Source organism: Nonomuraea sp. 3N208 (assembly GCF_052245935.1).
Taxonomy (GTDB): Bacteria; Actinomycetota; Actinomycetes; order Streptosporangiales; family Streptosporangiaceae; genus Nonomuraea.
On the sequence record NZ_JBQQBR010000005.1, the window covers coordinates 136,714 to 155,967 of the forward strand.

At 69.9% G+C, this 19,254-nt stretch carries 20 protein-coding genes; 8 read left to right on the plus strand and 12 right to left on the minus strand.

Annotated elements, in window-relative coordinates; genetic code table 11:
* The first annotated feature begins 88 nt into the window (after positions 1-88).
* The 3 genes from ACTWPT_RS08860 (at position 89) to ACTWPT_RS08870 (ending at position 3,281) form a co-directional block, all read left to right on the plus strand.
* Positions 89-640 carry an FHA domain-containing protein gene (locus tag ACTWPT_RS08860; RefSeq protein WP_443176774.1) on the plus strand — a complete coding sequence of 184 codons (552 nt, stop codon included), beginning with the start codon at positions 89-91 and terminating at the stop codon, positions 638-640.
* Between the two features lie 116 nt (positions 641-756).
* Positions 757-2,301, plus strand: coding sequence for a D-alanyl-D-alanine carboxypeptidase/D-alanyl-D-alanine endopeptidase (gene dacB, locus ACTWPT_RS08865; RefSeq protein ID WP_443176775.1), 1,545 nt, complete (start codon positions 757-759; stop codon positions 2,299-2,301).
* Between the two features lie 242 nt (positions 2,302-2,543).
* Positions 2,544-3,281: a CAP domain-containing protein gene (locus ACTWPT_RS08870; RefSeq protein ID WP_443176776.1), complete on the plus strand. Its 738-nt coding sequence runs from the start codon at positions 2,544-2,546 to the stop codon at positions 3,279-3,281.
* Between the two features lie 301 nt (positions 3,282-3,582).
* Here ACTWPT_RS08870 and ACTWPT_RS08875 read toward each other — a convergent pair whose 3' ends face one another.
* The 4 genes from ACTWPT_RS08875 to ACTWPT_RS08890 all read right to left on the minus strand — a co-directional run bounded on the left by ACTWPT_RS08875 (position 3,583) and on the right by ACTWPT_RS08890 (position 6,133).
* Complete coding sequence (locus ACTWPT_RS08875) at positions 3,583-3,837, minus strand: hypothetical protein (RefSeq protein ID WP_443176777.1); 255 nt, start codon at positions 3,835-3,837, stop codon at positions 3,583-3,585.
* Positions 3,838-4,051: 214 nt separating this feature from the next.
* Positions 4,052-4,819 (minus strand): type I methionyl aminopeptidase, encoded by a 768-nt coding sequence (gene map, locus ACTWPT_RS08880; protein ID WP_443176778.1) that lies wholly within the window; start codon positions 4,817-4,819, stop codon positions 4,052-4,054.
* Between the two features lie 67 nt (positions 4,820-4,886).
* The gene (locus ACTWPT_RS08885) at positions 4,887-5,609 is read right to left on the minus strand and encodes a siderophore-interacting protein (RefSeq protein ID WP_443176779.1); all 723 of its coding nucleotides are present in this window, start codon (positions 5,607-5,609) and stop codon (positions 4,887-4,889) included.
* A complete protein-coding gene (locus ACTWPT_RS08890; protein WP_443176780.1) occupies positions 5,606-6,133 on the minus strand; it encodes a PadR family transcriptional regulator in 528 nt (175 codons plus the stop codon). The genes ACTWPT_RS08885 and ACTWPT_RS08890 overlap by 4 nt, the downstream gene beginning before the upstream one ends.
* A gap of 124 nt (positions 6,134-6,257) precedes the next feature.
* On the opposite strand from ACTWPT_RS08890, the gene ACTWPT_RS08895 reads away from it, so the two are divergent.
* Complete coding sequence (locus tag ACTWPT_RS08895; RefSeq protein ID WP_443176781.1) at positions 6,258-6,758, plus strand: SigE family RNA polymerase sigma factor; 501 nt, start codon at positions 6,258-6,260, stop codon at positions 6,756-6,758.
* Between the two features lies 1 nt (position 6,759).
* Entirely contained in the window at positions 6,760-7,608 is an 849-nt protein-coding gene (locus ACTWPT_RS08900; RefSeq protein ID WP_443176782.1) for a hypothetical protein, read from the plus strand.
* On the opposite strand, the gene ACTWPT_RS08905 is transcribed toward ACTWPT_RS08900, so the two are convergent.
* The 5 genes from ACTWPT_RS08905 to ACTWPT_RS08925 all read right to left on the minus strand — a co-directional run bounded on the left by ACTWPT_RS08905 (position 7,601) and on the right by ACTWPT_RS08925 (position 11,165).
* Positions 7,601-8,485: an alpha/beta fold hydrolase gene (locus ACTWPT_RS08905; protein WP_443176783.1), complete on the minus strand. Its 885-nt coding sequence runs from the start codon at positions 8,483-8,485 to the stop codon at positions 7,601-7,603. The genes ACTWPT_RS08900 and ACTWPT_RS08905 overlap by 8 nt on opposite strands.
* A 35-nt stretch (positions 8,486-8,520) precedes the next feature.
* On the minus strand, positions 8,521-9,360 hold the full coding sequence (locus ACTWPT_RS08910; RefSeq protein ID WP_443176784.1) for a hypothetical protein: 840 nt from the start codon (positions 9,358-9,360) through the stop codon (positions 8,521-8,523).
* Between the two features lie 88 nt (positions 9,361-9,448).
* A complete protein-coding gene (locus ACTWPT_RS08915; protein ID WP_443176785.1) occupies positions 9,449-9,646 on the minus strand; it encodes an HIT family protein in 198 nt (65 codons plus the stop codon).
* Positions 9,647-9,870: 224 nt separating this feature from the next.
* Entirely contained in the window at positions 9,871-10,032 is a 162-nt protein-coding gene (locus ACTWPT_RS08920) for a hypothetical protein (RefSeq protein ID WP_443176786.1), read from the minus strand.
* A 2-nt stretch (positions 10,033-10,034) separates the two neighbouring features.
* On the minus strand, positions 10,035-11,165 hold the full coding sequence (locus tag ACTWPT_RS08925) for a glycosyltransferase family 2 protein (protein ID WP_443176787.1): 1,131 nt from the start codon (positions 11,163-11,165) through the stop codon (positions 10,035-10,037).
* Between the two features lie 196 nt (positions 11,166-11,361).
* Here ACTWPT_RS08925 and ACTWPT_RS08930 point away from each other — a divergent pair, with 196 nt between their 5' ends.
* Positions 11,362-11,985: a class F sortase gene (locus ACTWPT_RS08930; protein ID WP_443176788.1), complete on the plus strand. Its 624-nt coding sequence runs from the start codon at positions 11,362-11,364 to the stop codon at positions 11,983-11,985.
* Here ACTWPT_RS08930 and ACTWPT_RS08935 read toward each other — a convergent pair.
* Positions 11,958-13,988, minus strand: a complete 2,031-nt coding sequence (locus ACTWPT_RS08935) for a heavy metal translocating P-type ATPase (RefSeq protein WP_443176789.1) — start codon at positions 13,986-13,988, stop codon at positions 11,958-11,960. The two genes, ACTWPT_RS08930 and ACTWPT_RS08935, sit on opposite strands and share 28 nt — an antisense overlap.
* A gap of 63 nt (positions 13,989-14,051) precedes the next feature.
* Here ACTWPT_RS08935 and ACTWPT_RS08940 point away from each other — a divergent pair, with 63 nt between their 5' ends.
* Positions 14,052-14,411 carry an ArsR/SmtB family transcription factor gene (locus ACTWPT_RS08940; protein ID WP_443176790.1) on the plus strand — a complete coding sequence of 120 codons (360 nt, stop codon included), beginning with the start codon at positions 14,052-14,054 and terminating at the stop codon, positions 14,409-14,411.
* Positions 14,412-14,493: 82 nt separating this feature from the next.
* Here ACTWPT_RS08940 and ACTWPT_RS08945 read toward each other — a convergent pair whose 3' ends face one another.
* Both ACTWPT_RS08945 and ACTWPT_RS08950 read right to left on the minus strand, forming a co-directional pair.
* Positions 14,494-14,925: a pyridoxamine 5'-phosphate oxidase family protein gene (locus tag ACTWPT_RS08945; protein ID WP_443176791.1), complete on the minus strand. Its 432-nt coding sequence runs from the start codon at positions 14,923-14,925 to the stop codon at positions 14,494-14,496.
* A gap of 4 nt (positions 14,926-14,929) precedes the next feature.
* Complete coding sequence (locus ACTWPT_RS08950; RefSeq protein WP_443176792.1) at positions 14,930-15,940, minus strand: NADP-dependent oxidoreductase; 1,011 nt, start codon at positions 15,938-15,940, stop codon at positions 14,930-14,932.
* A gap of 86 nt (positions 15,941-16,026) precedes the next feature.
* Here ACTWPT_RS08950 and ACTWPT_RS08955 point away from each other — a divergent pair, with 86 nt between their 5' ends.
* The gene (locus tag ACTWPT_RS08955) at positions 16,027-19,254 is read left to right on the plus strand and encodes a BTAD domain-containing putative transcriptional regulator (protein WP_443176793.1); all 3,228 of its coding nucleotides are present in this window, start codon (positions 16,027-16,029) and stop codon (positions 19,252-19,254) included.

Below are 19,254 nucleotides of genomic sequence, written 5' to 3' on the forward strand. Positions count from 1 at the left end.
GGATACCGAGTATGCATACTGAGTATGCTCCCCGCAACTGATCCGCGTTTTCTGGACAGGGGGCGACGTTCAGGCCGATACTCGCTACATGAGCTCGACCCATCCGCCCTTTCGCGCATCCGACGGGGAACGTGACCGTGCGATCGACGAGCTCAAACACCGTGCCGTAGAGGGCCGGATCTCCCATGACACCTTTGTCGGGCGCGTGGACCAAGTGCTGCGGGCCCGCAACCGGTGGGAGCTCGACGAGGTGGTCGCCGACTTACCGAAGCGCCCGACGATCAGGCAACGGCTGACCGACGCGGTGGCCACTGTTTCCGAGTTCACCACCAAGCTGCAGTCCGCCTGGCGACGGCCGCGGCTGCCCCGGCTGGCGCTGCCCGATGACGACCGGCTGCGCTATGTGGTGGGGCGGGGCTCGGCCTGCGATCTCGTGTTGGCCGACCTGACGGTGTCCCGGGTGCACGCCGAGCTGCGGCGGGATGACGATGGCGGGTGGATGCTCGTCGATCTGGGATCACTCAACGGCACGCGGCTGAACGGGTGGCGGCTCGTGGGGCCCGCCCGGGTCAGATCGGGCGACGAGATCTCGTTCGGCGACTGCGGCTTCCTCCTGACCGCAGGCCAGCCCTCTGCCTGAGTGAGGTGCCTGCCTGAGGCGCAGCGGATGGGCGGCAAATACGGATATTTGCGGATTGCAGGATGGCGGGGCTGGTTCATGATCTGATGGCGAACCCTCAGCCCTTTGGAGATCCCATGCGGCGCACCTCAGCATCCCTCGTCGCGGGCGCGCTCGTCGCAGCCCTCGCGTGGGCGTCCAGCCCCACCTCCCCCGCCGTCGCCCTCGACCCCTCGGCCGGCGTGGCCGACCTGGCCCAGGACATCAACCAGATCCTCAGCGACTCGCGGCTCACGATCGCCAGAGCGGGCGTCGTGGTCAAGAGCGCCGCGACCGGCGAGGAGCTGTACGCCACCGACGCCGGCAAGCTGCTCATCCCCGCGTCCAACACCAAGCTCTTCACCGCCTCCGCTGCGGCGGAGACGCTCGGCCTCGACTATCGTTTCTCCACCACCGTCCTGAACACCGGCCGCAAGGCCGGCTCGCTCTTGACCGGCGATCTGGTGCTGCGCGGCACCGGTGACCCGACCATGCTGGCCGAGGACTACGACGCGCTGGCCGCGAAGGTGGCGGCGGAGGGCATCAAGGTCGTCACCGGCAAGCTGGTGGCCGACGACACGTGGTTCGACTCCCAGCGGCTCGGCAACGACTGGTCGTGGGACGACGAGACCGCCTACTACGCGGCGCCGATCTCCGCGCTGACCGCCTCGCCGGACCGGGACTACGACGCGGGCTCCGTGATCGTGGCCGTGGCCGCCGAGGGCGACACGGTCAAGGTGACCACGACGCCGCAGACCGACTACCTGAAGATCGTCAACAAGGCCACCGTGGGCACGCAGACCGACGTGCTCATCGAGCGGCAGCACGGCACCCGGACGGTCGTCATCACCGGTACGGTGGCGACCCCGTACCAGGAGTGGGTGGCCGTGGACGATCCCACCGCGTACGTCTCCTCGCTGTTCCGCAAGTCGCTGGCCGAGCACGGCGTCAAGGTCCTCGGCCCGACCGTGGCCGCGGCCACCCCGGAAGGGGCGAAGGAGCTGGCCGCACACGAGTCGATGACGCTGGGCGAGCTGCTGGTGCCGTTCATGAAGCTCAGCAACAACATCCACGCCGAGATCCTCACCAAGGCCATGGGCCGCAAGGTCGCCGGCCAGGGCACGTGGTCGGCCGGGCTCAAGGTCAGCACCGACTTCGCCAAGGCGAACGGCGTACAGGTGATCAACATGCGGGACGGCTCCGGATTGTCGCGCCGCGACGGGTTCTCGCCCGGCTCGATCGCGCAGCTGCTGACCGCCGTACGCGGCAAGCCGTGGTTCCCCACCTGGTACGAGTCGCTCCCGATCGCCGGCAACGCCGACCGCTTCGTGGGCGGCACGTTGCGCAACCGGATGCGTAACACGCCGGCCGCGAACAACGTCCGCGCCAAGACCGGCTCGCTGACCGGGGTGACGTCGCTGTCCGGGTACGTCACGAGCGCCGACGGCGAGCCGCTGATCTTCTCGATCATGCTGAACCAGTACCTGTCTGGCTCGCCGAAGGACATCGAGGACAAGATCGCGATCCGGCTGGCGCAGTTCTCCCGCGCCAACCCGGTCAACACCACGGCCCAGCTGCGCTCGGCGAACGACGCCACGGCAGGCGACCTCGAGTGCTCGTGGCTGAAGCCCGTACAGTGCTAGCCGCCCGTCGCGGCTCCCTGACGCCCAGGGAGCCGCGACGGTTTACCTGGGCCGGCACGGCACCTGATCACGATTCGGCTACTTGGAGCTCCAGGTATGCCGCAACTTTTCAGGACATGGCGGACTTAGGAGGGCCAGAATGCGGGTTCGACGCAGTGTCGAGCTCGTACTCGGAGGACAAAATGCGCAGACCGCTCCAGGCATTGGCCTGTGTCGGGAGTCTGGCGGCATTGAGCTTCCCCGTGTCCGCGGAAGCGCGTGCGCAGGCGGCGACGGCTCAACCCCAGGCCAATCAGCAAGCATGCCGGGTCGTCGCGGTCAAGCCGTTCGTCTCCAAGGGCAAGGTCCGCGGCACGGCCGTCCGGACCGGCTGCGCGGACCAGGCCCGTCTCCGAGTACGCATCACGGTGGCCGTCACCGGCCCCGACCGCATCGTCAAGAGCGGCTCCCAGATCATCGGCAACGGCCGGATCACCGCCGGCGCCACCTGTACCGCCACCGCGCGCCGCTACTACGTCGTCGCGCTCGACGCGCAGGGCCGGGTCAACACGTCCCGCTCAGTGAAGCTGTCGTGCGGGCGCCCGGCCGCGAGCCGAGGCTTCGCCTCGACGGCGGAGACCTCGGTCGTCAGGCTCACCAACGCCGCTCGAGCCAAGAACGGCTGCCGCCCCCTCGTCCATGACCGCAAGCTGCACCTGGCCGCCGAACGCCACTCGGCGGACATGGCCGCCAACAACTACTTCGACCACGACTCGCGCGACGGCCGCACGTTCGACCAGCGCATCAGGGTGGCGGGCTTCGCCTTCACCAGGGCCGGCGAGAACATCGCCAAGGGCCAGCCCACCGCCGCCGCCGTGGTCAGGGCCTGGCTCAACAGCCCCGGCCACCGCGCCAACATCATGAACTGTGCCTTCACCCACATCGGCGTCGGGCACAACACCAAGGGCCCGACCTGGACCCAGGACTTCGGGACCCACTGAGAGGACCCGCTGAGAGCCACGGGAGCGCAGGGCTTTCACCGGCCACACCCCTAGCCGGTTTCCCACCGCACGCCCACAGCGCTCCCCTTCCAGCGGGCCCGGCCGCGCCTCCCCCCGCACACAGGACCGCGGCCGGGCCCGCACGTCCAACGCACCGCTTGGGATCCGGTTTACCGAAGGTCAGTAAAGAGCCTCGGCCTTCACTTCAGGCCGGGGATGACCCGGAGGGCCGAGGAGTGCGAGCCCTGAGCACGGCGAAGGGGGCCCGCCAGAAGACGGGTCCCCTTCGTACGCGTTTGGGTCAGCGGCTCAGGATGGAGAGGACGCCGAGGAGATCGTTCACGGCGTCCAGCTCGACGAGGTCGTCGTCGCTACCGAAGTTGTTCCGGTCGCCGATGGTGGTGGTCGTCCCCTCCCCGGTCCCGTTCTCCAGTCCGGGCAGAATGTCCGTCTGGATCGACTCGGCGGTGACGCTGGGTGTCGCAGCTAGCGCGGAGCCGCCGAACGTGACCATCCCGCCGACGAGACCGAGCAGGACGAGCCCTTGTCTGTACATGTCGAATCTCCTTGATACCTATCGACTACTCTCCGTAGCTATCGCGAGAAGATCTGCCCTTCGCCCTCTCTCAACAAACACCCGCATTTCTCTCTTGACCTGCAAAAACACGCCAGCTGAGAGAAGAGGTGCCAAAGATCATCCTTCTTGGCGAATAGATGTGCTCAGGCGAGGAAGACCCGCCTCTTTCATGACCGCCGGATGACCACGATCGCTAGGGCAAGGTGAGAACGACCGGGCCGTCGGCAGTGACGGCGACCGTGTGCTCGACGTGCACGCTCCTGCTGCCGTCCGCCGAGCACACCGACCAGCCGTCATCGGCCATGTAGTAGCCGTCGCCACCCCCGGCCATCAGGCTCGGCTCGATCGCGATCACCAGTCCGGGTCGCAGCAGCAGGCCCCGTCCCCTGCGAGCCTCGTTGGGCACGAACGGCGACTCGTGCATGGCCCGCCCGATGCCGTGGCCGCCGAAGTCGTTCTGCATGCCGTATCCGGCGCCGCGACCGACCGTGGACATGGCGTGGCCGATGTCCCCCATCCTTCCGCCGGGCACGGCCGCCTCGATGCCGGCCGCGAGCGTCTCCTCGGCCACCTTGATCAGTTTCAGGTCCTCCGCGCGCGGCTCGCCGATCGTGAAGCTCACCGTGCCGTCGGCGTGCCACCCGTCCACGTACGCGCCGCAGTCCACGCTGAGCAGGTCGCCGTCGCGCAGCCGGTACGGCGTCGGCAGGCCGTGCAGCATGACCCCGTTCACGGACGTGCAGATCACGCCCGGGTACGGGGTGGCGCCGAACGCCGGGTGGTACCCCAGGAACGACGCCCCCGCCCGCGCCTCCTCGATGACCGTCCGCGCCACCTCGTCGAGCTGGGCCAGCGACACCCCGACGGCGGCCCGTTCGCGCACCGCGGCGTGGATGGCCGCGACCACCCGGCCCGCCTCCCGCATCGCGGCGATCTCCCCGGCGGTCTTCAGCTCGATCACGGCAACTCCTCCGCATCCGGCGAATAACTATACCGGTATTATTATCACGGATCATGGCCATGTCGACTCAGTCGAGGCCTCGCCTGCCCGGGACCCAGAACGGCTTCGTGTGTACGTCCCTGCGCGACCAGCCGCGCTCGTTGACGAGGTGGGCGCGGACGGCCTGGATCGTGCGTGCCTCGCCGGCGAGGTAGGCGACGCCGGGCTCGTCCGGCAGGTCCAGCTTCCGCACCGCGTCCACGAGGGTCTGCGATCCGGCCGCCGGCGCGCCGTTCCTGCACACCCGCACCAGTTCCCTGGGCAGCTCCAGGTGGTCGCCCGGCCCTTCGGCCTCGACGGCGCCGTAGACGGCCGCGTCCTCGGGCAGGTCACGCACCATCGCGCCGAACGCGACCGAGGCCGTCTCCTCCCCCGCGAACACGTGGTACGACCCCTCCCGCACCACGAAGCCGCCCTCCGGCCTGGTGAAGGAGATCTCCTGGCCGGGCGCGGCATTTCTGGCCCAGGAGGCGCCGGGGGAGTCGCCGCCGTGGTCGTAGCCGATGAGGTCGAGCGCCTCCCAGGTGGGGTCGTGCCGCCAGATCGAGTACGTGCGCAGCACGCCACCCAGCAGGCCCCGACCGTCGCCGATCAGCACCCGCACGTGCTGACCCGGCGTCCACGCCAGACCGGCCAGGGCCTCGCCGCCGATCCTGATCCGCCGCATGCGGGTGGCCACCTGCTCGACCTCGACGATCTCTCCCGCCACGAACATCCGGTCGAGCAGCCTGCGGGCCATGGTCTGCCTCATCGCCTCCCCCTGGGGTCGAGCTCCTCGATGCGGTGGCGAGCCTCGATGAAGACCTCCTGGATGCGCTCGACCACCTCGGGGTCGTGGTGGGCATGGTGAAGCGCCTTCACGGCGGCCTTCACCAGGCGCAGCGCGGGGCCGACGATCTCGGCGGCCTCGGGCTCGCGGAACATCCCCCACTCGCTCCTGCTGGCCGCCCGGCCCCAGAGCCGCCCGATCTCGTCCACCTGCTCCTCGGCGGCCTGCCTGCCCTCGTCGGTGACGTGGTAGACCTTGCGGCCGTCCGCCTGCTCGACACGGACGAGGCCTTCGTCCTCCAGCAACTGGAGTGTGGGGTAGATGGAGCCGGCGCTCGGCTCGTAGGTGCCGTTGAACCGGTCGGCCAGGCGGCTCATCACCTGGTAGCCGTGGCCGGGCTGCTCGGCGATCAGAGCGAGGACGGCCAGGCGGAGCTCGCCCGGGCCGAAGAAGCGCCCCGTGGGGCCGAACCCTCCTGGGGCGGCGCGACGCGCGTTCATCATCATGAGTCGGATGCTATATCGAACGATATAACGAAGTAAATATCGACAGATGACGTCTTGACGCGTGCCATAGATCCTTGATGCCGGCCGCATCTATACAGGGCGAGACCCGTTCCCAAGGAGACTCGTGCATCCCGACCAGCAACACGACTTCGCCGAGTTCGTGGCCGCCCGCTCGGACAGCTTGATCAGGCTCGCGTACGTCTTGACCGACGACCAGCACGCCGCCGAGGACCTGCTGCAGACGGCGCTGGCCAAGACGGCCGGCCACTGGCGGCGCATCCGGAGCAATCCGGAGGCGTACGTGCGGCGGGTGATGTACCACGAGCAGGTCGGCCGCTGGCGCAGCCCGCGCTGGGGCCGCGAGCGGGTGGTGGACACGGTGCCCGAGCGGGCTACCGGCGACCGCACCGCCGAGGTCGACACCCGCATCACCCTCGGCCAGGCGCTGCGTGCGCTGCCCGTGCGTAAGCGGGCGGTGCTGGTGCTGCGTTACTACGAGGACCTCTCGGAGTCGGAGGTCGCCAAGATCATGGGCTGCTCGGTCGGCACCGTACGCAGCCAGACGCATCAGGCGATCGCCCGGCTGCGCCAGCTGGTCGGCGAGCCCGTCACCCTGGAGGCCTGACATGACGACCGTCAACGAACACACCATCGCCGAGGAGCTGCGGCGCATGGCCGGCGAGGCCCGCCCAGTGGACCCGCACGCCTACGCCGCCCGCGCGACCACCCGATCGTCGAACCGCCGCCGCCTGTCGTGGACGCTCGCGGCCGCCGCCACCGCCCTGGTCGCCGGCGCCGTCTTCGTCACACTCGACGGGGAGCAGATGACGGCGAAAGTCGCCAACCCGCCCACCCACCAACTGCCGGCCAACACCCCCAGGCAAATCCAGGCCGTACGCGTCTGCATGCCCGCCGGCGGCCCCTCCGTCAATGTCAACCCCTACTGGCGAGACCCGGCACACGGCACGTCGGCGGACTTCCGCGTGCTGGCGGAGTACCGGGACAAGAACGGCTACACCGCCCTGGTCGGCAGCACGAAGGGCTTCGTCCTGTGCACGCCGAGCGCCGAGACGCCTGATCCTCCGGTGTTCACCTACTGGGGCAACAGGGCTCCGGGGAACCTGGCGAGCGCCACCGATCCGCTCATCGTGGACAGGTACGCCGTGCAGTACTGGTGGGCCCCGGACCCCAAGCACCAGGACAACTATGCCCTCGTGGTCGCCGGCCGGGTCGGTCCTTCGGTGCGGCGGGTGACGATCGACTGGGCCGTCGGGAAGCCCACGGACGCCGTCGTGAGCAACGGCTTCTTCATCGCCAGGACGCCCGCCGGCACCGTCTCCCGCAAGGACCAGCATGGCGAGATGGCCGACTACGTCGACACCCCTCGCCCCACCGTGACGGCCTATGACGCGGCGGGCCGGGTCGTGGCCACCACGCCGGACGTGCCGTTCGACTGGCGCGGCCCGGTTACGTGAGAACCCGGCCCAGGAAGTCGCGGACGATCGGGACGATCTCTGCCAGGTTGGTCTCCAGCGCCCAGTGGCCGGCGTCGAGCAGGTGCAGCTCGGCGTCCGGCAGGTCACGCAGGTACGCCCTGGCGGCGCCCTCAGGCATGTAGCCGTCGTGCGGGCCCCACACGATCAGCGTCGGCGGGCGGTGCTCGCGCAGGTAGGCCTGCTGTTTCGGGAACCATTCGAGCGTTGTCGCCTGGTCTTCGAAGAGGCTGGCGACGTTCGCGCGGCGCTGCGGGGTGTCCATCAGCGCCCAGTGCAGTTTCCACAGGTCCGGGCTCACCCGGACAGCTAGGTGCTCGGGCAGCTCGCCGGCGAACTCATCACGGAAGCCCTCCTCCGTGACGTTTCCGGCGAGCTTCGCCCGGCCCTCCGGCGTCGGGTTCGCCCAGAACTCCTTGAGCCAGCCGTACTTGGGCCCGAGTTCGTCCTCGTAGATGTCGCCGTTCTGGATGACGAGCGCGGTGACCCGCTCGGGGGCACGCATGGCCAAGCGCAGGCCGAACTGGGAGCCGTAGTCGTGCAGGTAGATGGCGTACCGCGACAGTCCCATGGCGTGCGTGAAGCGTTCCAGGAAGCCGGCGTAGCCGTCGAAGGTGTAGGAGAAGGCGGTGCGGTCGGGCGTTCCGCTGTAGCCGAAGCCCGGCAGGTCGGGCGCGATCAGCCGCCATCGGTCGCCGAGTGCGGGCATGAGGTTGCGGAATTCGTACGAGGAGCAAGGGTAACCGTGTGACAGCAGGAAAACCGGCGCGTCCGGCGGCCCGGCCGCGCGGTAGAAGATCTCGATTCCGTCGATGTCGATCGTCCTGTGCGCGACCGGTGCCATGGTGCTTGTGGTCATGGCGTACCCATCTGCCCGCCACGACCGGGAGCTATCTAATTCCAGATCCCCGGAACACCGGCGGGAGCGTCATCCTCGACCTCCCTCTGGTCGATCACGTCCCCCTGCAGAGGCAGCAGCACGGTGACCTGACGCCCCCAGTCCATGAACCTGGTCTCCGACTCGACCTGGACCGAGCCCTTGTCTCCCGCCGGCAGCACACCCTTGGCGGACACGCGCTGGATCAGGCCGTTCTCACCGAGCCAGATCGTGTAGGAGATCTTGCCGACCCGGCTCTTCTTCGAGGGTGCCCCGAACCGCTCGACGAAGGCATCGGACACCGAGGCGAGCTTCTTGGTCGTGATGGACCCCTTCACCACCCCGTCGCGCAGGGAGGTGCGCTCGGCCAGCAGCGTCTTGAGCGTGTCCGGCTCCAGCACCGCGAGCAGCAGGTTGCCGGCCGGCACCTCCGCCCCTCCATAACGCACCCAGCTCGCATCGGCCCGCCGCAACGCCTCCTCCACCACCGGCCCGGAGACGTAGCTCACGTCCCCAGCAGAGATCATCCTGGTGGACGACTGCTGCAGCGCCTCGGTCTCTTCCGGCTTCGCCTTCATCATCCTGCGCAGCAGATCCGGGCTGTAGCGCAGGGTGTGGGCCACATCGGAGGCGACAACGCCGCGCGTGCCGAACCCGATCGTGCCATCGAGCTCGGACGTGGCGACCTGGCCCGGCGAGTAGGTCACCTTCGCCGTGGCCAGCACATTGACGGCCTTGCCCGGCGCCAGCTCGGCCTTGAGCGCCTTCACCGGGTCGACCTTGGGCGCTGCCTGCGCGGGGGCGGCCGCTAAGGCCACGCCCGCTACCACGGCGACACCGACGATTGTTCGCTTCATCTGCGTTTCCTTGGGACGGTCCAGAGGGACGCGAACAATCTTGTGCATCTAAGATCGTTAGTCAACTTGTTCGAGCCAAGCGGTATTGCTACGCGTTGCCGCGGATTTCTTCCGCCAGTCCGCGCAGTGACGCGACCGGAAGCTCGATTTCCGTCCACGGCGGTGTGAGATCCGTGGTCGTGTAGCGGGGCACCACGTGGACGTGGAAATGGAAGACGCTCTGCCAGGCGGTCTCACCGCTCGCATGCCACAGGTTGATCCCGGGCGCCTGCGACGGTGCGGTCATCCTCGTAAATCGTCTGCGAAGGTTCGGTCCCTTCGACGATGCGGCAGAAAACACACGACATGTCACTCATATCTGACCTCCGTCGGAAGTGTCGTGTGCGGAAGCGATCTCGTCGAAGAGCCGAGCGTACGATCTCATCGGCGGCCATGCTGTCAGCCCGCCCAAACACCGCTCAACCGCTGTGAGTGAGCGCCCCTCGGCGTGAGAGGCGGCGCTCCAGGGGTTCAGGACTCGCGCTTGGGAATGATCCGCTTGACGGCGAGACCCGCGGAGACGAGCGTGAAGATCGCCAGCCCGATCCAGATCGCGTTGAAGCCGGCGAATGGAGCGGACATGAGACCCCCGAAACCGGCCGCCACGCCCCCAATCGGCAGATTGTTGTACATTCTCACCATTTCCTTTCTCTGTGCCAGGCCGCCTCCCAGAAGGCCTTCGCCTGGACGATCTGCAGGAATACGTCGAAGACCATCTCCACGAACAACAGCCCGGCCAGGAGCATCTGCCGGGGACCGCGGGCGCGTACGGTCACGACGCGTTCGACCATGAAGATCACGGTGATGGCGACCCATACGGGCTGGATCCGCAGGTCTCCCGTCACCGCGATGGACCCCACAACGGTTCCCAAGTAGAGGAAGACGACCACGACGCCGATGAGCGAGAGCAACTGCCGTCCCCAGTAGGGCCGGGTCACCTTCGTCCACCCGTAGTCGGTCAGGTTCTCCAGCGCGCCGCGCTTCCAGCGCAACCGCTGGCGGAAGAGCTCGCGCCAGGTGGGCATGACCTCGGTGGTCAGCGTGCATTCCCTGGGCGCCAGGATGCGCAGGCCCAGGTGGAGGATGGCCAGCGTCAGTTCGTTGTCCTCGGTGAGGACGCGGACGTCGTACACGTGGCCCGCGCCGGGCAGGCGACCGGCCCTCCGTGCGGCGACGACCTGCTGCAACGTGAGCGCGCGGAAGAGGGTGGCGGTCCCGGTCAGTACGAGCGCCTTGCCCTGAAGCCGGCGGACGTCGCGAGCGTAGCGGACGTACTCGTTGCGCTGGAGCATGCCGACGAACCCGCCGCCGTCCTTGCCGGTGAAGGTGCCGCCGACAGCGGCGTAGCGGCCGCCGCTCAGGTATGCGAGCCCGGCCTGTACGAAGCCCCGGTCCAGCGCCGAGTCGGCGTCCATGACGAGGATCGCGTCGTCGGGACCGAGGAAGTGCAGCAGCCGGTCGAGCACTTGGTTGAGCCCGCCCGCCTTCTTGTGCACGTTGCCCACGGTCTCGTACACCTCGGCGCCACGACCACGGGCGATGTCGGCGGTGGCGTCGAAGCAGTTGTCGGCGATCACGATGACGCGATCCGGCGGCCGGGTCTGGAAGCGCAGCGAGTCGATGCTCTCGGCGATCTGCCCGGCCTCGTTGTGGGCGGGGATCAACGCCGTGACCCGCATCCGGTCGATCGGCGTCCAGGGCAGGCTTGTCTTGCCGTCGTAACGGCGCGACGTCGGTCGCGCGACGGCCCGCAAATGGGTGGTCACGTGGGCGCTTTCAGGCGAAGTGGGGTGAGGAGATGGATCTATCGCCTGATGGAGCAAACGCCCAGGTCAGCGAGCAAAAGGCAATCTACCACACCCTTTACCCTTCTTTAACCCCTAAAGAGGGCCTATCAGCTCATATACAGTTGCATCGCACGGAAACCGCCTGTCTCCTCCTTGATCCGAGCTAGGTGCCTTTTTGTCCAAATCTCGTGCCCGTCGTGGCGTCGTGCTGCCCGCCATCGCCGCCGTGCTCGGCGCCGCCGCTCTGATCGCGATGTCGTCGTGGCCCCGGTCCGCGGCGCCCGCCGTCCCGGCTCCCGCCACCGCCGCCCCCGTTCCGGTGGCCGCGACTCCGCGGATCCCCGCCTCACCCCCGGTCCGCGTGGAGATCCCCGGGATCGGCGTACGGGCGAAGGTCATGAAACTGGGCCTCAACTCCGACGGCACGCTGGAGGTCCCGCCCCTGTCGAAGGCCGATCAGACGGGCTGGTACGAGCGGGGCGCGGCCCCGGGAACCGCCGGCCCCACCGTGATCGTCGGCCACGTGGACACCGCCGACGGCCCGGCCGTCTTCTACCGGCTCGGCGAGCTGCGCCGGGGCGATCGCGTACGGGTGACGCGTGCCGACGGCAGGGTCGCCACGTTCCAGCTCGACGCGCTGGAGTCGGTACGCAAGGACGCCTTCCCGACCCAGCGGGTCTACGGCGACGTGGCGTACCCGGCCATCCGGCTGATCACCTGCGGCGGCGACTTCGACCGCACGAGCGGCCACTATCCGAACAACACCATCGCCTACGGCCGCCTCGTCTCGATCACCTGAGGTTGGAGGGGGCGGGCGGCGCGGCGCCAGGCGGCGTCCCGGAGCAGGCGCAGGCCGTTGAGGCCGACGATGATGGTGGAGCCCTCGTGCCCGGCCACGCCGAGCGGCAGGGGCAGCTCGCCGAACAGATCCCAGGCCACCAGCACGGCGATGAAGGCGCCGGCGATGGCGAGGTTGGCGACGACCAGGCGGCGGGCCCGCCGGGCCAGGGAGAGCACGGCCGGTACGGCGGCCAGCTCGTCGCGCGTGATGACCGCGTCGGCCGTGTCCAGGGCGAGATCGGACCCGGCCCGGCCCATCGCGATGCCGGTGTGGGCCGACGCCAGCGCCGGGGCGTCGTTGACGCCGTCGCCCACCAGCGCCACCTGCGCGCCCCGCTCCTGCAGCTCGCGGACCGCCGCCACCTTGTGCTCGGGCAGCAGTCCGGCACGCACGTCGGCGATCCCGACCTGGGCGGCCACCCGGCCCGCCGCTCGCGGGTTGTCGCCGGTCAGCAGCACCGGCCGGGCTTCGGTCACGGCCTTCAGGTGGGCGACGGCGGCCGCCGCGCCGGGCCGCGTGCGATCGGCGAGGGCAAGCACGGCGATGGGCACACCGTCCACACGCATCACCACGGCACTGTGCCCGCCGTCCTCCAGCTCCCCGACCACCGAGCTGCACCCACCGAAGCCCTCCTCCGACTCGCCGATCTGCCGGTTCCCAGGATGCGCAGGGGGCAGGAGCGCGGCGGGGCTGCCGATCTCGACCAGTTTTCCGTCGACACGCGCCCGTACGCCGGTCCCCGGCACCGCCTCGAACGATTCCGCCGTGGGCCAGGCCAGACCCGCCTCACGGGCCGCCTGGACGACGGCGCGGCCGAGCGGGTGCTCCGATCCCTCCTCCGCAGCGGCGGCCAGCGTGAGGACGCCCTCTCGCGTACCGGAGAGCACGCGGACCTCGGCCAGGTACGGCCGACCCTCGGTCAGCGTGCCGGTCTTGTCGAAGGCGACCTGGGTGACGGCGGCCAGCTGCTCCATGACCACGGCGGACTTGACCAGCACGCCGTGCCGCCCGGCGGTGGCGATGGCGGCCAGCAGCGGCGGCATGGTCGCCAGCACCACGGCGCAGGGCGAGGCCACGATCATGAAGGTCATCGCCCGCAGCAGGCTCTCCTGCAGCGGAACGCCCCACAACAACGGCAACGTGAACAACGCGACGGTCGCGGCGACCATGGCGACGGAGTAGCGCTGCTCGACCTTCTCGATGAACAGCTGGGTACGCGCCTTCGTGGCACTGGCCTGCTCCACCATGGCCACGATCCGGGCGATCACTGTCCCGGCCGCCGGACGCGTCACCCGTACCCGCAGGACGCCCACGCCGTTGAGGGTGCCGGCGAACACCTCGTCGCCGGGTCGCTTGTCCACCGGCAGGCTCTCGCCGGTGATGGTGGCCTGGTCGACGTCGCTGGCGCCGGCCACGACTTCACCGTCGGCGCCGATCCGCTCCCCCGGCCGTACCAGGATGATCTCGCCGACCTCCAGCTCGGCGGTGTCGACGATCTCCTCGTCACCCGTCTCGGTCACGCGGGTGGCCCGCTCGGGGGCCAGGTTCAGCAGTCCGTGTACGGAGTCCTCAGTGCGTTTGGTGGCGACGGCCTCCAGCGCGCCCGAGGTGGCGAAGATGACGATGAGCAGCGCGCCGTCGAAGACCTGCCCGATCGCAGCGGCCCCGATCGCCGCCACCACCATCAGCAGATCGACGTCCAGCGTCTTGTCCCGCAACGTCCGCAGCCCGGCCAGGCCTGGCTCCCAGCCTCCGGCGGCGTAGCAGGCAAGATAGAGCGCCCACCAGGTCCACGACGGCGCCCCGGCCACTTGCGCGACGCCTCCGGCCGCGAACAACGCGGTGGCGGCCACCGCCCAGCGGACCTCGGGCAGCGATCCCGCCCCGGTCCGCCACCACGTCACGGCCCCGGTCGGCGGGATGGCGTCGGTAGGGCGCACTCTCAACTCTGTGGTCACCATGGCATCGTATATGCGCATTCACGCAGATACGCAAGTAATGAGCTCGGCGGCTATGCTGGCGGCATGCACACGTCGCTGCCCGATTTCGACATGCCGAATGAGGAACAGGTGCACCTGGCGGCGGAGTCGTTCCGGCTGCTCTCCGACCCGACCCGCATCAAGATCCTTTGGGCGCTGCTGCAGGGCGAGTCGTCCGTCGCCTGCCTGGCCGAGCTCGCCGACGCCGCCCCCACCGCCGTCAGCCAGCACCTGGCCAAACTTCGCCTGGCCGGGCTGGTCAAGGGGCGCCGCGAGGGCACCTTCGTGTATTACAGAGCGGCGGACGAGCACGTACGCCGTCTCCTGACCGAGGGCCTCTACCACGCCGACCACATCGACCGCGACCACCAGCCCGCCGCCGGCGAAGCTCACCGCACTGGGTGAACATACCCCGCGAGGAACCCGGCAGCGGTGATGGAGCCGGGCCGGGCGGGTACTGCATGCACTGGCGTGCGGAACGCAGCGGTCAGCCGAACTCCTTGCCGAAGTCGAACGTGCGCCACCGCTCCGGCCGGATCCGGACCGTGACCCATTCCGACAGATCATTCCTGATCGCCTCGAAGAACCGCTCCCCCTGTGAAGGGCCGAGGTATCGGATCGCCCATCCGCGGTACTCCTCCGGGTCGGTCGCCTCGTAGGCGACGACAGGGCCGTCGACGGAGACGAACTTGTACGGCATTTCCTCCTGCTGCGCGGCGAAGCCCACGTAGCCGGTCTCCTGGATCAGGCCGAGCTTGCGGCTGCCGGACGGCGTGCTGATCCTGATCTCGCCGCCGGGCGTGTAGGCGTACCAGATCGGGATCAGCAGCGGCGCGCGGCCATCAGGGACGCTGAGCACGCCGATGTGCGTGCCGGCCAGGAAAGTCTCGCGTTCCGCGAGCGTCATGCGGGTGGACATGTCGTCATCCTCGCGTCGGGCCGGCCAGGCGGACGAGCATCTTGCCGGTGTTGGCGCCGCGCAGCACACCGAGGAAGGCGGCCGGAGCCTTCTCGAGGCCCTCGACCACCGTCTCCGCGGTACGCAGGCTGCCGTCGGCGAGCCACGGCGCGGCCTTCGCGATGTACTCAGGGAAGCGGTCAAGATGGTCGGTCACCAGCACGCCGCGGACCGTGAGCCTCTTGGTGACCAGGTCGTAGATGTTGCTCGGGCCGGGCACGCGCCCGATGGCGTTGTACTGGCTGATCATTCCCACCAGGGCGACCTTGCCGTGCGTCTTCAGAGCGCCGATGGCGGCCTCCAAGTGATCGCCGCCGACGTTGTCGACGTACACGTCGATGCCCTGGGGTGCGAGCCGTTCGGCCGGCGACTCGGCCCGGTAGTCGATGGCGGCGTCGAAGCCGAAGTCCTCGGCGACCTTCTTGGCCTTCTCCGGTCCCCCGGCCGAGCCGATCACCTTGGCGGCGCCCAGCTTGCGGGCGAGCTGCCCGGCGACGCTGCCGACCGCGCCGGCGGCGCCGGAGACGAAGACCACGTCACCCTCCTTGACCGGCGCGATCTCGGCGACGGCGAGGTACGCGGTCAGGCCGGTCGTCCCCAGCGCGCCCAGGTAGTCTTGCGGCCGGGCGAGGCCGGTGTCGACGACGGCTGCCCCGGCGGCGTCCAGCACGGCGTACTCGCGCCAGCCCAGGAAATGCGACACCGTCGCCCCGACCGGGATCTCCGGGGCCCGGGAGGCAACCACCTCGCCGATCGCGCTCCCTTCCATCGCGACACCGAGCTGGAACGGCGGGATGTAGGACGCGGCGTCGTTCATCCGGCCCCGCATGTAAGGGTCGACCGACATCCACGTGTTGCGCACGAGGACCTGGCCCTCGCCCGGCTCCGGTACCTCGACCTCGACCAGCTCGAAGTTCTCCAGCCCTGGCTCGCCGACGGGGCGGGAGGCGAGCCGGATCTCACGATTGACGCTCATCGTTCTTCCTTTGGCAGATCGGTTGACGTCTCCACTTTGATCCGGGCGACTTCGGGTTTTCTGCAGGCCGCCTTTAGGCTGACGGTGTGCGTTTCGGGGTGCTCGGCCCGCTGGCCGTCTGGACGGCTGACGGCAGGCCCGTACGCATCCCCGAGGCGAAGGTCCGGGCGCTGCTGGCCGACCTGCTCGCGTACGAGGGCCGCCCCGTGTCGGCCGACCGGCTGATCGACGATCTGTGGGGCGAGCGGCTGCCGCGCAACCCCACCGGCACCCTGCAAACCAGGGTGTCCCAGCTGCGCCGGGCCTTGGAGAGCGCCGAGCCGGGCGGCCGCGGCCTGGTGGTGTCGCAGCCGCCGGGCTACCTGCTGCGGCTCGAGCCCGAGGCCGTGGACGCGGGCCGGTTCGCGTCCCTGGTCGCCCGGGCCAGGGCGACGGGCGACGTACGGGAGCGGGCCACCCTGCTGGCCGACGCGCTGGCGCTGTGGCGGGGACCGGCGTACGCCGACTTCGCCGACGCCGACTTCGCCAGGCCGGTGGCGGCCCGGCTGGAGGAGGAACGCCTGGCCGCGCTGGAGGAGCACGCGGAGGCCCGGCTGGCGCTCGGCGAGCATGGCCACTTGGTCGGCGAGCTGGGCGATCTGGTGGTCCGGCACCCGATGCGCGAGCGGCTGCGTGCCCTGCACATGCGCGCCCTCTACCGGTCCGGACGACAGAGCGAGGCGCTGGCGAGCTACGCCGGGCTACGCGAGCGGCTGGTCGACGAGCTCGGTTTGGACCCCGGTCCAGAGCTGGTGGCCTTGTACGAGGCGATACTCCGGCAGGAGCCGGCGCTGGAGGGCGCCGCCGTCGCGACGCGGCCGCGTACCAACCTGCCCGCGGCTCTGACCGAGCTGATCGGCAGGGCAGAAGCGGTGGCCCAGGTGCGCGCACTCCTGCGGTCGGATCGGCTGGTCACGCTCACGGGACCGGGCGGGGTCGGCAAGACCCAGCTCGCGCTCAAGATCGCTCGAGAGCTGGAGGGCGGTCTGGCCGGCGGTGCCTGGCTGGTGGAGCTGGCCGGTCTCGATCGGGCCTCCGGCGACTCCCCTGCGTCCGTGGCCGGCGTGGTGGCCTCGGCCCTCGGCATCCGCGACGACGATCGAGGCATCCATGCCGCCGGCCACAATGATCGTGACGGCGTCGAGGCGGGAGCCGTGGGCGACCCGCTGGGGCGGCTGGCCGAGGCTCTGCGGGTGAAGGACCTGCTGCTCGTGCTGGACAACTGCGAGCACGTGGTCGAGTCCATCGCCGTCGTGGCCGAGGCGCTGCTGCGGGCGGCGCCCGGCCTGCGTGTTCTCGCCACCAGCCAGGATCCCCTGGACATCCCCGGTGAACGGCTGTGGGCCGTGCCCGCGCTGGAGCTCCCGGACCCGGCTGCGGGGCCTGCGGATCTGGGCCGGTTCGGGGCCGTGGAGCTGTTCGTGACCCGCGCCGCGGCCGCAGCGCCCGGCTTCGAGCTCCGCCCCGGCAACGCGGCGGCCGTGGCGGCGATCTGCCGACGCCTGGACGGGATCCCGCTCGCCCTGGAGCTGGCCGCCGCTCGCGTGCGCGCGCTCGGGGTGCACGAGCTGGCCGCTCGGCTCGACGACCGATTCGGCGTGCTGGTGGCGGGCAGGCGTGGCGCCCCGGCCCGGCAGCGTACCCTTCGCGCGATGATCGACTGGAGCTGGGAACTGCTGACCGAGACCGAACGCGTGGCCCTGCGCAGACTGAGCGTGCACGCCGACGGGTGCACGCTGGCTGCGGCCGAGGACGTCGCCGCGCTGAACGGGATAGACGTGCTGGCCCGCCTGGTGGACCGCTCGCTCGTGGTCATGGTGGACGGCCCGGACGGCCCCCGCTACCACCTGCTGGAGTCGGTCCGGGAATACTGCCTCCAGCGCCTGCGGGAGGCAGGCGAGTACGACGAAATCCACCGGCGGCACCTGCGCCACTACACCGCCCTGGCCGAACGCGCCGCCCCGCAGCTCCACGGTCCCGGCCAGCGGCTCTGGCTGGAACGCCTCAACCGCGAATGGGCCAACTTGCGCACCGCCCTGGACACGACGGTCCGGCTGTCCGACAGCGATGGTGCGACCCGCCTGGTCAACGCGCTCATCTGGTATTGGCTCCTGGGCGGCCGCCTGGCCGAGGCCCGACGCGCGCTGGACTTGGTGGCGCTGAGCGTACGCGACGACGCCTGCGTCGCCGCCTGGCGGGCCGGCGTGACACTGCTGATGAGCGGCGGCACAGATCCGGACGCCCGGACGGCGATCACCACGTACGAAAAGATCTCCGACCCGCGCGCACGGGCCAGGGCCCAATGGTTCCTCGGCTACGCCTACCGCGGATTCACCGACCTGGCCGACACCGCCGCCCTGATCGGACAGGCTCTCGAAGCCTTCCGCGAGCTGGACGACCGCTGGGGCGTGGCCGCCGCGCTGAGCGTGCGGGCCACGATCGCCCGCGCCCGAGGCGATCTGGCCGCCGCACACCGTGACGCGTTGGAGAGCGACGATCTCTTCCGCGAGCTCGGCGACCGGTGGGGCCGGGTGAAGGCCACCAACACTCTCGCCGAGCTCGCCGAGATCGCCGGCGACTATCCCGAGGCGGCGCGGCTGCACCACGAGGGCCTGCGCATGGCCGAGGACCTCGCCCTCTGGGGCGAGGCGTCGTTCCGGCTGTCGGGGCTCGGCAGGATCGCCCTGCTGACGGGCGATCTCGCGGCGGCCGACACCTACCACCAGCGCGCGATGCGCCTGGCCGCCGAGCAGTCCCACAAGGTCGCCGAGCACTTCGCCGAGATGGGTCTAGCCTTGAGCGCCCGCCGCAGGGGCAAGCCCGAACTCGTCGAATCCCACCTGGCCAAATGGGTGGACTGGCTACGAGGCGTGGAAGGAGAGCCCGGTCTGGCCCTGGTCCTGGCCGAGCTGGGCTTCGCCACGGAACAGCGCGGCGACCCCGGAGCCGCCATGAAACTCCACCTGGACGGCCTCGCCTCCGCCCGCAAGATCGGCGATCCCCGAGCCGTGGCCCTCGCCTTCGAGGGTCTGGCCGGGGCAATGACCGCGGATCCGTCGCGGGCGGCGCGGCTGCTGGGCACCGCTGCGGCTTTGCGCGAATCGGTCGGCGCGCCCTTGCCGCCCGCCGAACGAGGCGATGTGGAGCGCATCACCGCGAGGCTGCGCCAAACCCTCGGGGATGAAGCGTTCACGGCCGAGTTCGAGCACGGCACCCAGGTCAGCCCCGACGACGCGATCCGCACATTCGACGGCCACCGGCCACGTCTCGGCTAA

What these genes read in the sequence shown, in the direction of transcription:
- ACTWPT_RS08935 (WP_443176789.1), bottom strand. Translation starts at nt 13,988, where the DNA reads ATGGTGACCACAGAGTTGAGAGTGCGCCCTACCGACGCCATCCCGCCG.
- ACTWPT_RS08900 (WP_443176782.1), top strand. Translation starts at nt 6,760, where the DNA reads ATGACGACCGTCAACGAACACACCATCGCCGAGGAGCTGCGGCGCATG.
- dacB (WP_443176775.1), top strand. Translation starts at nt 757, where the DNA reads ATGCGGCGCACCTCAGCATCCCTCGTCGCGGGCGCGCTCGTCGCAGCC.
- ACTWPT_RS08885 (WP_443176779.1), bottom strand. Translation starts at nt 5,609, where the DNA reads ATGAGGCAGACCATGGCCCGCAGGCTGCTCGACCGGATGTTCGTGGCG.
- ACTWPT_RS08940 (WP_443176790.1), top strand. Translation starts at nt 14,052, where the DNA reads ATGCACACGTCGCTGCCCGATTTCGACATGCCGAATGAGGAACAGGTG.
- ACTWPT_RS08915 (WP_443176785.1), bottom strand. Translation starts at nt 9,646, where the DNA reads ATGACCGCACCGTCGCAGGCGCCCGGGATCAACCTGTGGCATGCGAGC.
- ACTWPT_RS08945 (WP_443176791.1), bottom strand. Translation starts at nt 14,925, where the DNA reads ATGTCCACCCGCATGACGCTCGCGGAACGCGAGACTTTCCTGGCCGGC.
- ACTWPT_RS08910 (WP_443176784.1), bottom strand. Translation starts at nt 9,360, where the DNA reads ATGAAGCGAACAATCGTCGGTGTCGCCGTGGTAGCGGGCGTGGCCTTA.
- ACTWPT_RS08950 (WP_443176792.1), bottom strand. Translation starts at nt 15,940, where the DNA reads ATGAGCGTCAATCGTGAGATCCGGCTCGCCTCCCGCCCCGTCGGCGAG.
- ACTWPT_RS08920 (WP_443176786.1), bottom strand. Translation starts at nt 10,032, where the DNA reads ATGTACAACAATCTGCCGATTGGGGGCGTGGCGGCCGGTTTCGGGGGT.
- ACTWPT_RS08860 (WP_443176774.1), top strand. Translation starts at nt 89, where the DNA reads ATGAGCTCGACCCATCCGCCCTTTCGCGCATCCGACGGGGAACGTGAC.
- ACTWPT_RS08890 (WP_443176780.1), bottom strand. Translation starts at nt 6,133, where the DNA reads ATGATGATGAACGCGCGTCGCGCCGCCCCAGGAGGGTTCGGCCCCACG.
- ACTWPT_RS08875 (WP_443176777.1), bottom strand. Translation starts at nt 3,837, where the DNA reads ATGTACAGACAAGGGCTCGTCCTGCTCGGTCTCGTCGGCGGGATGGTC.
- ACTWPT_RS08905 (WP_443176783.1), bottom strand. Translation starts at nt 8,485, where the DNA reads ATGACCACAAGCACCATGGCACCGGTCGCGCACAGGACGATCGACATC.